This is a genomic window from Streptomyces sp. JLYT201, assembly GCF_059448825.1.
Genome location: NZ_CM182551.1, coordinates 2,405,026 through 2,417,740 on the forward strand (window position 1 = coordinate 2,405,026; position 12,715 = coordinate 2,417,740).

12 protein-coding genes are annotated in these 12,715 nt (G+C 71.6%); 3 read left to right on the forward strand and 9 right to left on the reverse strand.

Going from position 1 to position 12,715, the window contains the following annotated elements; all coding sequences use genetic code 11:
- Nucleotides 1-91: 91 nt before the first annotated feature.
- Together AC5WAM_RS09430 and AC5WAM_RS09435 are read left to right on the forward strand one after the other, a co-directional pair.
- A complete protein-coding gene (locus AC5WAM_RS09430; protein WP_495522283.1) occupies nucleotides 92-1,288 on the forward strand; it encodes a L,D-transpeptidase in 1,197 nt (398 codons plus the stop codon).
- 136 nt (nucleotides 1,289-1,424) lie between these two features.
- Entirely contained in the window at nucleotides 1,425-2,999 is a 1,575-nt protein-coding gene (locus tag AC5WAM_RS09435) for an alpha/beta fold hydrolase (protein ID WP_495522284.1), read from the forward strand.
- A 48-nt stretch (nucleotides 3,000-3,047) separates the two neighbouring features.
- Here the strand turns inward: AC5WAM_RS09435 and AC5WAM_RS09440 are convergent, their stop codons facing one another.
- The 6 genes from AC5WAM_RS09440 to AC5WAM_RS09465 form a co-directional block, all read right to left on the reverse strand.
- Nucleotides 3,048-3,938 carry an amino acid ABC transporter permease gene (locus AC5WAM_RS09440; RefSeq protein ID WP_138962543.1) on the reverse strand — a complete coding sequence of 297 codons (891 nt, stop codon included), beginning with the start codon at nucleotides 3,936-3,938 and terminating at the stop codon, nucleotides 3,048-3,050.
- Nucleotides 3,935-4,579 (reverse strand): amino acid ABC transporter permease, encoded by a 645-nt coding sequence (locus AC5WAM_RS09445; RefSeq protein WP_138962542.1) that lies wholly within the window; start codon nucleotides 4,577-4,579, stop codon nucleotides 3,935-3,937. The genes AC5WAM_RS09440 and AC5WAM_RS09445 overlap by 4 nt, the downstream gene beginning before the upstream one ends.
- A gap of 9 nt (nucleotides 4,580-4,588) precedes the next feature.
- Nucleotides 4,589-5,512, reverse strand: a complete 924-nt coding sequence (locus tag AC5WAM_RS09450) for a glutamate ABC transporter substrate-binding protein (RefSeq protein ID WP_495522285.1) — start codon at nucleotides 5,510-5,512, stop codon at nucleotides 4,589-4,591.
- 7 nt (nucleotides 5,513-5,519) lie between these two features.
- On the reverse strand, nucleotides 5,520-6,263 hold the full coding sequence (locus AC5WAM_RS09455) for an amino acid ABC transporter ATP-binding protein (RefSeq protein WP_495522286.1): 744 nt from the start codon (nucleotides 6,261-6,263) through the stop codon (nucleotides 5,520-5,522).
- A 179-nt stretch (nucleotides 6,264-6,442) separates the two neighbouring features.
- On the reverse strand, nucleotides 6,443-6,883 hold the full coding sequence (locus tag AC5WAM_RS09460; protein WP_366793193.1) for a DUF6278 family protein: 441 nt from the start codon (nucleotides 6,881-6,883) through the stop codon (nucleotides 6,443-6,445).
- Between the two features lie 169 nt (nucleotides 6,884-7,052).
- Nucleotides 7,053-7,496, reverse strand: a complete 444-nt coding sequence (locus AC5WAM_RS09465; RefSeq protein ID WP_366793194.1) for a DUF3093 domain-containing protein — start codon at nucleotides 7,494-7,496, stop codon at nucleotides 7,053-7,055.
- Between the two features lie 169 nt (nucleotides 7,497-7,665).
- Between AC5WAM_RS09465 and AC5WAM_RS09470 the strand changes: the two genes are divergently transcribed.
- Nucleotides 7,666-9,438, forward strand: a complete 1,773-nt coding sequence (locus AC5WAM_RS09470; protein ID WP_495522287.1) for an SGNH/GDSL hydrolase family protein — start codon at nucleotides 7,666-7,668, stop codon at nucleotides 9,436-9,438.
- Here the strand turns inward: AC5WAM_RS09470 and AC5WAM_RS09475 are convergent.
- The 3 genes from AC5WAM_RS09475 to pcaDC all read right to left on the reverse strand — a co-directional run bounded on the left by AC5WAM_RS09475 (nucleotide 9,435) and on the right by pcaDC (nucleotide 12,289).
- Nucleotides 9,435-10,214, reverse strand: coding sequence for an exodeoxyribonuclease III (locus tag AC5WAM_RS09475; protein WP_138962536.1), 780 nt, complete (start codon nucleotides 10,212-10,214; stop codon nucleotides 9,435-9,437). The two genes, AC5WAM_RS09470 and AC5WAM_RS09475, sit on opposite strands and share 4 nt — an antisense overlap.
- Before the next feature lie 65 nt (nucleotides 10,215-10,279).
- Nucleotides 10,280-10,912, reverse strand: coding sequence for an MBL fold metallo-hydrolase (locus AC5WAM_RS09480; RefSeq protein WP_366793215.1), 633 nt, complete (start codon nucleotides 10,910-10,912; stop codon nucleotides 10,280-10,282).
- Nucleotides 10,913-10,993: 81 nt separating this feature from the next.
- Nucleotides 10,994-12,289 (reverse strand): bifunctional 3-oxoadipate enol-lactonase/4-carboxymuconolactone decarboxylase PcaDC, encoded by a 1,296-nt coding sequence (gene pcaDC / locus AC5WAM_RS09485; RefSeq protein ID WP_495522288.1) that lies wholly within the window; start codon nucleotides 12,287-12,289, stop codon nucleotides 10,994-10,996.
- Nucleotides 12,290-12,715 lie beyond the last annotated feature (426 nt).

A 12,715-nucleotide genomic window follows, 5' to 3' on the forward strand; every position in this document is an offset into this window, starting at 1 on the left:
GTCCGGATTTTCCGGACACCAGGCAACCACGGGAAACCCTCCGCCCTCTCACTCCGGGCAGGCATGAACATCCGCACGGAGGTACGTTTCCTTGAGGTCCCGCAGGTCCCTGAGCCCCAGCCGCCGCTCCATACGCCCCCGGTACGCGGCCGTCGCGGGCGCCGCGGCCCTGGCGGCCGCCCTGACCGCCTGCTCCGGCGGCGGCTCCGGTGCCGACGCCGAGGCCGAGAAGCCGAAGCTCTCGGTGAACCTCACCGGCAAGCAGGCCAAGGCGGGCGTCCCGGTCACCGTGAAGCTGGCCGCGGGGGACGCCAAGCTGAAGGACGTGAAGGTCGCCGACACCGAGGGCACCGAGCTGCCCGGCAAGGTCTCCGCCGACGGCCGCGGCTGGACCTCGGCGCGCGTGGCCGCGCCCGGCACCAGCTACACCGTGCGCGCCACCACGCAGGAGGGCGGCAAGGCCGCCAAGGCGTTCACCACGGCCGCGCCCGAGAAGGTCAACAAGGTCACCATCACGCCGGGCCGGAACATCAAGACCGTCGGCGTGGCCCAGCCCCTGTCGATCGTCTTCGACCACCCCGTCAAGAACAAGGCGGAGGTCGAGAAGCACCTCAAGGTGAAGACGTCCGACGACACCGTCGGCTCCTGGGGCTGGATCAAGAACTACGACGGCAAGGACCGCGTCGACTGGCGGCCCAAGGACTACTGGAAGTCCGGCACCAAGGTCGCCCTCGACGCCCAGCTCAACGGGGTCGACTCCGGCGCCGACGGCGGCTGGTTCGTGCGGGACTACGACACCGCGATGACCGTCGGCAAGAACCAGGTCGTCAAGGTCGATCTTGACAACAAGACCGCGACGTTGACGCGCGACGGCAAGACCGTCAAGACGGTACCGATGTCCGCGGGCACGCCCGGCGGCGAGAAGGCCTCCTGGGGCGGCACGTCGGTCCTGATGGCCAAGGAGGGCACGATCAACATGCGCTCCGAGACCGTCGGCCTGGGCAACGCCTACGACAAGATGGTCGACTACTCGATGCGCCTGACCTGGTCGGGCATGTACGCCCACGCGGCCCCCTGGAACGCGGCGTACTTCGGCAACACCAACCACAGCTCCGGCTGCGTCGGCATGAGCACGGGCAACGCCGCATGGCTGTACGGCGAGGTCCAGATCGGCGACCCGTTCGAGGTCTCGGGCAACGGCTCCAAGGGCACGCCGGACCCGGGCAACGGCTTCGGCGAGTGGAACCTGTCGTGGGCGGACTGGCAGGCCAAGAGCGCGCTGCGCTGAGACCCGCGACGGACGGCGCGGGAACTCCACCGCTCAACTATCGTTACCCGTACGTAACTTACCGACGGGTTACCCGAGGTAATCCCACGCGGTTACCGTCAGGTCACTTTGCACCGGCACGTGTGAGGAGTGACCCGTGGGAAAGACGCGCAGAGCTGTGCGGACCACTGCCCTGGGTGCGGTATCGGCGGCGCTCGTCGCCGGTGCCGTGCCCGCCGCGCAGGCGGCACCCCCGTCCCCCGCGGCCGCCCCGGGCGTCCGCTTCGTCGACATCCCCGGTGACGGCGGCACGGTCCTCAAGGCCAACGTCGTCACGCCCGCCGGCTCCGCGGCAGGCCGCTCGTACCCCGTCGTCGTGCTGCCCACGAGCTGGGCCATGCCGCAGATCGAGTACATCGCGCAGGCCGAGAAGCTCGCCGACGCCGGCTATGTGGTGGTGAGCTACAACTCGCGCGGCTTCTGGCAGTCCGGCGGCGAGATCGAGGTCGGCGGCCCCGAGGACGTCGCGGACGCCTCCCGGGTCATCGACTGGACGCTGCGGAACACCCCCGCCGACCCGGACAAGGTCGGCATGGCGGGCGTCAGCTACGGGGCGGGCATCAGCCTGCTGGCCGCCGGGCACGACAAGCGGGTCAAGGCGGTCGCGGCCCTCAGCGGCTGGAGCGACCTCGTCCAGTCCATCTACAGCGGCCGCACCCAGCACGTCCAGGCCGGCGCCCTGCTCGGCGGCGCGGGCTATCTCACCGGCCGCCCGAGCGCCGAGCTCCAGCGGATCCTGAAGGACTTCCTCGCCTCCGACCTCGACCAGGAGGACGAGATGATCGCGTGGGGCGCCGAGCGCTCCCCCGCGACGTATCTGGACCGGATCAACAGCAACGGCGCCGCCGTCATGCTCGGCAACGCCTGGGGGGACACCATCTTCCCGCCCAACGCGTACGCCGCGTTCTACGAGAAGCTCAAGGGCCCCAAGCGCCTGGAGTTCCGCCCCGGCGACCACGCGACGGCCGAGGCGACCGGCCTGTTCGGCCTGCCGAACGACACCTGGACGAACACCCGGCGGTGGTTCGACCGCTATCTGAAGGGCGAGCGGAACGGCATCGACCAGGAGCAGCCCGTCCAGCTGAAGTCCCGCTCGACCGGAGGCTACGAGGGCTACCCCGACTGGAAGTCGGTCGGCGCCACCCGGCACAAGCTGGACCTCGCGGGCACCACCACGATCCGCGCGAACGTCGACTCGGGCGCCAACGGCGGCATCGTGATGCTCTCCAACGCCCTCGACCAGTTCCTGAAGCTGCCGCCGATGGCGTCGGTGCCGCTGCTGCCGCGCCGCTACGCGGCCGTCTGGCAGGGGCAGCGGGCCGAGCGGCCGCAGCGGGTGCGCGGCACCGCGCAGCTGCACACCACGCTCACCAGCACCAAGGAGAGCGGAACCCTCGTCGCGTACCTCTACGACGTGGGCCCGCTCGGCCTCGGCAAGCTGGTCAGCAACGCGCCGTACACCTTCCACGGCAAGACCCCCGGCAAGCCGTTCGCCGTCGACCTGGAGCTGTTCTCCACGGCCTACGACGTCCCGGCAGGACACAGGCTCGCCCTGGTGGTCGACACGGTCGACCCGCTCTATATCGAGCACAACCCGTCCGGCGCGCAGCTGACCTTCTCCTCGCCCGGGACCGACCCGTCGTACGTGTCGATCCCCCTGCGCGAGCAGTGATCACCGGCTGCTGCCGGGCGGGCCTGGCCCTCCAGCTACTGCTCCCCCCTAGGGGGCGGGGGCCCTGGGGGGACCCCCTCCCGGCAGCAGCGTCCCTGGTTCAGCCGGGGCGACGTCCACGGCCTCTGTCTTGGGACTGCGCCGCTGGCGCTTGGACACCCAGTAGGCGAACCACGACAGCAGCATGCACATCCCGATGTAGATCGGTGAGATCACCATGACCACGGGGATGAAAGGCAAATCGTAGTCGAGGTTCGACGCGATCAGTTTCCCGGCGTGCAGGAACTCCTCATAGGTGATCAGATAACCGAGCGAGGTGTCCTTCAGGGCCACGACCAACTGGCTGATGATGGCGGGCAGCATGGCCCGCACGGCCTGTGGCACCAGGACGTACGACATGACCTGAGTCTTTCTCATCCCCAGCGCGTAGGCGGCCTCCCTCTGTCCGCGCTCGACGGAGTTGACGCCGGAGCGGAACACCTCGGCGAGCACGGAGCCGTTGTAGAGCGTCAGCCCGGCGACGAGCGCCGGAAGCGGCTGGACCTTCAGCGCCACGAAGACGAAGAAGATCATCACGAGTACGGGCATGGCCCGGAAGAACTCCACGACCAGCGTGGCCAGCCAGCGCACCACGCGGTGCTCGGAGAGGCGCCCGGTGGCCAGCAGCGCGCCGAGCGCAAGGGAGAGCACGGCGGCGATGGCGAAGGCCTTGAGCGTGTTGCCGAGCCCGCGCAGGAGCAGCTCCTGGATGCCCTTGTACTCGAACGGCGTCCACTTGGTGCGCGTGAACTGGTCGGTGTCGAACAGCAGGTACAGGACCCAGGCGACGAGCCCGACGATGACGGCGGTCGAAAGCACGCCGTACAGCAGGTGTCTCCTGCGGGTCTTCGGCCCCGGGATGTCGTAGAGGGCGGTGGCTTCGGCGGCGGTGGTGGTCATCGGGCGACTCCCCAGCGCTTTTCGAGGATGTGGAAGACTGCGCTGATGGCGAGGGTGATGATCAGATAGCCAAGGGCGATCCAGAGGAAGGTCCAGACGATGTTGTAGCCGAGCTCGCTGAGCGTCTTGTAGGTGCCGAGCAGTTCGGTGACGCTGAAGGCGCCCGCGATCGCCGAGTTCTTGGCGAGCGCGATGAGCGTGGAGCCCACGGGCGGGATCACCGAGCGGAAGGCCTGCGGGAGCACCACGACGGACAGGGTCTGACCGAACGTCATGCCGAGGCTGCGGGCCGCCTCGCCCTGCCCCCTGGGCACGGTGTTGATGCCGGAGCGCAGCGCCTCGCAGATGAAGGCGGAGGTGTAGCAGCCGAGCGCGAGGACGGCGAACACCTTGAAGGGCAGCACGAGTCCGAAGCGCGGCAGGCCGAGCAGGACGGCGAAGAAGAGCAGCGTCAGCGGGGTGTTGCGCAGGACGGCCACCCACACCGCGCCGAACACCCGGAAGGAGCCGACGGGCGCCACCCGGAAGGAGGCCATGACGAAGCCGAGCACGAGCGCGAGGACGGAGGCGTACACGGTGAGTTCGACCGTGCCGAGGAAGCCCTCGCCGTAGGTGGAGAAGTTGTCCGTCAGTACGTCCACGACGCCTCCTCAGCTCGCCGGGTAGCGGTCGATGGCGGGCGGCCGCGGCGCGGGGACCCCGGACAGGCCGAGGGTCGCGTCGTACGCCTTCTTCCAGTCGCCGTCGCGTTCGCGGGCGGCGAGGGCGTCGTCGATGGCGAACCGCAGCGTGTTGTCGCCCCGGGGGACGCCGATGCCGTAGGGCTCCTCGGAGAAGGGCTTGCCGACCACCTTCAGCTCGTCGGGGACCTTGGCCGCGTAGCCGATGAGGATCGCGTCGTCGGTGGTGACCGCGTCGACCTGGTACGTCAGCAGGTTGTCGACGCACACCGAGTACGTGTCGTACGCGACGAGCGTGGCCTTCGGGTAGTCCTTCTGGAGGCGCTGGTACGGGGTGGAGCCCGCGGCCGAGCACACGCGCTTGCCGTCGAGGTCCTTCGGGCCCTTGATGTCCTCCTCGTCGTGGCGCACGAGCAGTCCCTGGCCCGCCATGTAGTAGGGGCCGCCGAACCCGACGAGCTTCTTGCGGTTGTCGTTGATGGTGTAGGTGCCGACGTAGTAGTCGATCTGCCCGTTCTGCAGGGCCGTCTCGCGGTTGGCCGACGCGATGGTCTTGAAGGAGACGCGCTTCGGGTCCAGGCCGAGCGAGGCCGAGACCATCTTGGCGATCTCGATGTCGAAGCCCGAGTAGCGGCCGGTCGCGGGGTCCTTCTCGCCGAGGTAGGGCTGGTCCTCCTTGGCTCCGACGACGAAGTGGCCGCGGCTCCTCGCCTTGCGCCAGGTGCTGGAGCCGGGCAGCTCGAAGCCCTCGGCGACCCGGTAGACGGGCAGCTTCCCGGCGGCGGGGCCCTTGCTCGGCGGGCTGCCCTCCTTGCCGCAGGCGGCGGTGGCGAGCGCGGTGAGCGACAGGGCCGTGAGCAGCCCGAGCAGACGTGTCGTACGCATGGGACTCATCCCCCCGTCAGTGCTTGAGGATCTTGGAGAGGAAGTCCTTGGCGCGGTCGCTCTCCGGGTGGGTGAAGAAGTCCTCGGGGGCCCGGTCCTCGACGATCCGGCCGTCGGCCATGAAGACCACGCGGTTGGCGGCCGAGCGGGCGAAGCCCATCTCGTGGGTGACGACGACCATCGTCATGCCCTCGCGTGCGAGCGACTGCATGACTTCGAGGACCTCGTTGATCATCTCGGGGTCGAGGGCCGACGTCGGCTCGTCGAAGAGCATGACCTTGGGGTCCATGGCGAGCGCGCGGGCGATGGCCACGCGCTGCTGCTGGCCGCCGGAGAGCTGCGCGGGGTACTTCTGCGCGTGCGCGGCGAGCCCGACCCGCTCCAGGAGCTCGCGGGAGCGCCGGTCCGCCTCGTCCTTCTTGCGGCCCCTGACCTTCGTCTGGGCCAGGGAGACGTTCTGCAGCACGGTCTTGTGCGCGAAGAGGTTGAACGACTGGAACACCATGCCGACTTCGGCGCGGAGCCGGGCCAGGGCCTTGCCCTCCTCGGGCAGCGGCTGGCCGTCGAGGCGGATGGTGCCCGACTGGATGGTCTCGAGACGGTTGATCGTCCGGCAGAGCGTCGACTTGCCCGACCCCGACGGGCCGATGACCACGACCACCTCCCCCTTGCCGACGGTGAGGTCGATGTCCTGTAGGACATGCAACTCGCCGTAGTACTTGTTCACATCACGCAGCTCGATCAACGGATCGACGGCCATGCCCAGACCTGCTCACTCTCAGCTGTGTCGGTCCGCGCAAACTATCCACGGCAAAACTGGACTTATGGGACGACACGCACTTACGGGCATTAACCGTATTTGAGACCAGGGGTTCGCCGTCCGGCCACGGACCGGCAGTGTTCCGGCCATGCGATGGTCATGCGCCGGTCACGCCCTGGCTACGTCTCGGAGGTCTCGGCGTACATCTGGGACAGCTCGGGGGTGCCCTGGACGGCCCAGTCGAGACCCGCGGCGACCACCTGGAGCTCCCGGCCCGAGACGAGCCGGACGACCGGCGTGCCGCCGGGCAGGACGTGCCACACGGCGCCGGGGACGGTGCGGACGATGACCGTGCCGAGGTAGAGGCCCGCGTCGTTGCCGAACCAGGGCAGGGTCTCCGGGTCATCCCGCCAGCGCGGCGTGAGCTGGTCGAGCGCCGCCAACGACGCGGGCGTGTCGTCCAGTTCGAGCCCGGCGCGCGCCGCCTGGGAGCGCAGCAGCTCGCACTCCGAGAGCAGCTCGGCCACCCCCTCCGGGTCGGCCTCGAAGGCGGCGGCGAGCTTCAGCCCCGCCCCGCCCGCGTGCCGCTTGCGCCACTTGTCCAGGAACGGAATGTTCATGACCGGCCTCTCCGTGGGGCGCCCGAGCGTTCGGACGGCGGCTCCGCATTCCCAGGAATGTATCTTGCGGCAGTTGATCACGGAATCAGGCGAATCACTCCGCTCGGTGCACCCGGCGTACGTGTCGCGCCCGGGGCGGCGCCGTGTGCGGCGCCGCCGGCGCGGGTGCTCAGCGGCGGGTGAAGGCGAGGATCGTGGCCAGATTCATCGGACGGCGCGTGGACAGGTACAGATAGGGCGCGCTGTGGTGCGGGCCCCGCAGCTCCACGCGCAGGGCGGTCGGCACATAGCTGCGCAGCAGCAGGTGCGCGTACGCGTTCGCCTTGCGGGTGCGCCACTCGAAGGCCTCCCCCGCGTCCAGGATCTCGGTCGGGCCGAGCTCGTCGATGGGGATCGCCCGGCCGCCCGCGACGAGCGTGCCCGGCGTCACGACGATGCGCGCCGAGCCGTACCGGTGCACGAGCGGACCGAACACGGCGACGACGAGGAGGAGACCCGCCGCGGCGGCCACGGGTCCGAACGGCAGCAGCAGCCCGGCGAGGAGCCCGCCGCCGAGCACGACGAGGAACCACCACGCGACCGGGACAGTCAGACGCTCATCGTAAAGATGCATGGGCCCATCCTGGCAAAGGGGTTCGGGGACCGGCGGTCGGGGTGACGGACACGGCCGCCGTCTTGACTGGCGTCTGACGGCTCCTTAGCTTCAGGGCGCGTCCACCGTCACCCCTTCAGGGCGCGTGCACCGTCACACCGGGAACACCGAGGCTCGGGAAGGGACCGTCGTGCGCCGACGCGTCTGGGGCACCGCCGTCGTACTCGCGCTCCTGGGAGGCCTGGCCCCCGCGGGGGCCGTGGGGGCCGTGCCGCACGGATCCGGGCCGCTCCCCCTGGAGCGGCTCTTCGACAACCGCGCCCTCAGCGACGACGCGCGGCCCGGCGACGCGGACTTCGACGGCTCGGGCGCCTCGCTGTCCGCGCCGGACCTGGCGGCCGCCGGGTGGACTCCCGGGCGCGTCCTGGGAGTTGAGGGCGCGCGCCTCGTCCGGCCGGACACCCGGGCGGGCGAGCCGGACAACGTACGGGCCGACGGGCAGTGGGTGCGGCTGCGCGGGCGCGGCGACGCCCTCGCCCTCCTGGTGGCCGGGACGGGCGGCGACGCGCGGGGCAGCGGGACCGTGCGCTACCGCGACGGGTCGCGCTCCACCTACCGGCTGACCGCCCCCGACTGGCGCACCGGTCCGCTCGCCACCAAGTCCGTCGCCCTGCCGCACGTCAACACGCCGGACGGGCAACGCGCCGAGAAGGCACGGCTGTACGTCGTCACCGTGCCGCTCGTACGTGGGCGCGAGGTGGCGTCGGTGCGTCTGCCCCGCGACCCCGGGGCGGCCGACCTGCACGTCTTCGCCCTGTCGGTGCGGCCCCTTGCCACCGGGTGGACGGGGACCTGGTCGGCGTCCACCGCCGGGTACGCGCCCGTGGGCCCGTGGGCGGACCGGACCGTGCGGCTCGTGGTGCACACCAGTGCGGGCGGGCCCCGGGTGCGGATCCGGCTCGACAACACCTTCGCGGGGGCGCCCGTGCGCGTCGGGAGCGCCAGCGTCGCCGTGCGGGACGCGGGGGCGGGGGCGCGGGGCGCGCCCGCGGCGCTGACGTTCGACGGGGCGCGGGGGGCCGAGATCCCGGCGGGGGCGCGGGTGTTCAGCGACCCGCTGCGGTTCGCGGTGCCCGCGGGCGCGGATCTGCTGGTCAGCTTCCATCTGCCGGGGACGGTGAGCGCGGCGCCCGTGCACAGCCAGGCCCTCCAGACCTCGTACGTGAGCGAGCCGGGCGATCACGCCGCGGACGGGTCGGGGGCCGCGTACACCTCCACGGTGGGGGTGTGGCCGCTGCTCACCGGGGTCGACGTGGCGGGCGGGGCGGGCTCCGTGGTGCTGCTCGGCGACTCCATCACGGACGGGGTCGGCTCCACGCCCGACACGAACCGGCGGTGGCCCGACGTGCTCGCGCGGCGGCTCCTGGAGGAGCCGGGGGCGCCGCGCCTCGGCGTCCTCAACCAGGGCGTCTCTGCGAACCGCGTCGTCGGCGACCGCTACCCCGGGGACGGCGTGTCCACCGACACCGGGGGCGTCAGCGCGCTGCACCGCCTCGACCGCGACGTGCTCGCGCAGACGTCCGCGCGCACCGTGGTCGTCTTCCAGGGCATCAACGACCTGCGGGCCCAGGCGCCCGCGGCGGAGGTCCTGGGCGGTCTGCGGGAGATCGCCGCACGGGCCCGCGCGCGGGGGCTGCGGGTCGTCGCGGCAACGCTGGTGCCGTGCGCCGGGGAGGCCCGGTGCACGGCGGCCGTCGACGCGGAGCGGGCCGCGGTGAACGCGGCGCTGCGGCGGGACGGGGCGGGCTTCGACGCCGTGCTCGACTTCGACGCGGCGCTCCGCGACCCGAAGCTCCCCGCGCGCCTGCTGCCGGAGTACGACAGCGGCGACCATCTGCACCCCGGCGACGCGGGCCTGGCCGCCCTGGCCCGGGCGGTGCCCCTGGAGGTGCTCCGGGGCTAGAGGTCGAGGTCCACGACCACCGGGGCGTGGTCGGACGCGCCCTTGCCCTTGCGCTCCTCGCGGTCCACATAGGCGTCGCTCACGGCCTTGGCGAACGGGGCGTTGCCGTACACCAGGTCGATGCGCATGCCCTTGTTCTTGGGGAAGCCCAGCTCGCGGTAGTCCCAGTACGTGAAGGGGTGGTCGTACTTGAGGGGGCGCGGGACGACGTCCGTCAGGCCGGTCTCGCGGAGGGCGGCGAGGGCGGCGCGCTCGGCGGGGGTGACGTGCGTGAGGCCCTCGAACCTGGCGACGTCCCAGACGTCGTCGTCCGTCGGCGCGACGTTGTAGTCGCCGAGGACGGCGAAGGGGCGCGGGCCCGCGGCGTCGGCGGTGACGGCGGCCTTGAGGGCCTCGAACCACTGGAGCTTGTAGGCGTAGTGGGCGTGGTCGACCTCGCGGCCGTTCGGCACGTAGACCGACCAGGCGCGCAGGGGGCCGCAGGTGGCCGCGATGGACCGGGGCTCCTGCGCGCCGTCGTAGTCGGGGCCGCCGGGCAGGCCGGTGGTGACGTCCTCGAGGCCTACGCGGGAGAGCAGCGCGACGCCGTTCCACCGGCCGGTGGCGTTGACCGCCGACTCGTAGCCCAGCTCGCGCAGGGCCTCGGTGGGGAACTGCTCCGCGGTGCACTTGGTCTCCTGGACGCACAGGACGTCCGTGCCGCTCTTCTCCAGCCAGGCCAGGAGACGGGGAAGGCGTGCGGTGATCGAGTTCACGTTCCAGGTGGCGATGCGCATGACGGACAACCTACCTGCCGGGTGTGACAGCGGGCGGCCCGGCGGAGGTCACACCCGGGCGGGCGTCACACCCGCGCGGACTCGCCCGGCGCGAGCCGCGTGTGCTCGGTGCCGCCGAGCCTGCCGATGTGCCCCTCGTAGATGGGCAGCGCCAGATCCGTGAGCAGCGCGTCGTGGACGTCGTACGCGCGCTGCGGCTTGACCTCGCGGACGTACTCGATGACCTCGGAGATCTTGTTCCAGGGAGCCATCACCGGGACCAGGAGGGTGTCCACGGGGTGCTCGGGGATCGTGAGGGCGTCGCCGGGGTGGAACACGGAGCCGTCCACCAGGTAGCCGACGTTGGTGATGCGCGGGATGTCGGGGTGGATCACGGCGTGCAGCTCGCCGTGGGCCTGCACGTCGAACCCGGCGGCCGTGAACGTGTCGCCGTGGCCGACCCGGTGCACGCGTCCGGGGAAGGCCGCCGCGATCCGGTCGGCGACGGCCGCCAGGGTCCAGATCTCGGCGGCCGGGTTCGCCTCCATGGCGGCGCGCAGGCGGGACTCGTCGAAGTGGTCGGGGTGCTCGTGGGTGACGAGGATCGCGTCGGCGCCGACGGCCGCGTCGGCCTCGCTGAACCCCCCGGGGTCGACGACGAGCGTCCGGCCCTCCTTCTCCAGGCGCACGCACGCGTGGGACTGCTTGGTGAGCTTCATGCCGCTGCTGCCGGTGGGCTTCGTCATGGCTTCCCCTTCTCCGTTCGGTGGTCCCCATCCTGCTCGCCGCGGGGTTCCGCGCTACTCCTGGGGCGTCGTTTCCTCGCGGATGACCGCCTGCGCGACCCGGAAGGCGCTGTTGGCCGCGGGCACGCCGCAGTACACGGCGGCCTGGAGCAGCACCTCCTTGATGTCGGGCGGGGTCAGGCCGTTGCGCAGCGCGGCACGGACGTGGAAGGCCAGCTCCTCCAGGTGGCCGCCCGCGACGAGGGCCGTGAGCGTGACGCAGCTGCGGGTGCGGCGGTCGAGGCCGGGGCGGCTCCAGACCTCGCCCCAGGCGTAGCGCGTGACGAGCTCCTGGAAGTCCTCGGCGAATCCGTCGGCCGCGGCCAGGGCCTGGTCGACGTGGGCGTCCCCGAGGACCTCGCGGCGCACCTTCATGCCCGTGGCGTACGCGTCGGGGCGCGCGGCCTGCTCCTCGGGCCGCTCCACGGGCGCGATCTCCGCCGGGGGCGCGGCGGGCGGCGGGGCGAGCACGGGCTTGACGGGCGGCGCCGCGATCGCGTGCTGCCCGGTCGCGCCGATGTCCGGCGCGGCCTGCCAGGCGCTGCCGAAGTGGCGGACGAGCAGATCGGTGACCGCGGCGGGCTGCTCGACGGGTGCGAGGTGGGAGGCGCCGGGCACCACGGCAAGGCGGGCGTCGGGGATGCCCGCGACGAGCGTGCGGGCTTCGCCCTGGCCGGTCACCTGGTCCTCGGAGCCGACCAGGACGAGCGTGGGCACTCCTATGCTGCCGAGCTCGCCGCGCACGTCGAAGGCGGCGAGCGCCTCGCAGGCGGCGATGTAGCAGCCGGGGTCGGTGGTGCGCACCATCTGCACGGCCCAGTCGGTGATGGCGGGCTGGGCGGCGGCGAAGCCGGCCGTGAACCAGCGCTCGGGCGAGGTCCTGGCGACGGGGTCGAGGCCGTTGGTGCGGACGATCACGCCGCGCTGGCGCCACTCGTCGGCGGTGCCGAACCGCGGCGAGGTGGCGATCAGCGCGAGCGAGGCGACCCGCTGCGGGTTCCTGAGGGCCAGCTCCGCGCCGATGGCGCCGCCGAGCGAACAGCCCGCGTAGCCGAAGCGCTGCACGCCCACCTCGTCGAGCGTGGCCAGCACGCGGGCGGCGAGCTCACCGACGGAGTCCACGGGGCTCGCGGGGGCGCCGCCGTGTCCGGGCATGTCGAAGCGGAGCACCCGCCAGTGCTTGCTCAGCTCGGGCACCTGCCGGTCCCACATGTGCCATGTGGTACCCAGTGAGGGACCCAGGACCAGGACCGGGGCGTCTTCTGGCCCGTCAGCGCGGTATTGCAGGGTGTTCGTCGGTGTCTCACTCACCCGCCCGACCCTCTCATCAGTCACGACAGCCCCTATGAGCGGGGTCCTGACTGTAGCTGTCCGACCAGGTGGAAGACCTCACGGGCCGCGTAGCATTTGAGGCAACGCGGGATGGGCACCGAGGGCAAGCGTACTGTCCTGGGCACGTAGGCAGGGCGCTGTGTGCAACGTCCCCTGTTCGCGTGCCGCGCTTTCGGACTCACACCGCATCGAAGCGGACCCGTCCCCATCTGAGGAATTCGGCGGTCAGGCGCCGGAGAGCGGCAAGTTCAGCCTCGGGAGACGCGGGGTTCTCGCACGGCACATCCCCTTCCACTGGAACCGCATGGGGTTCACCGCCCGCCAGCAAGCCATCTGGTCACGCGCCGCCCGAGAGGCGGTGATCGGGATTGGCTGAAGGGCTCCGCCGAACAGCAGCAGCGAGGC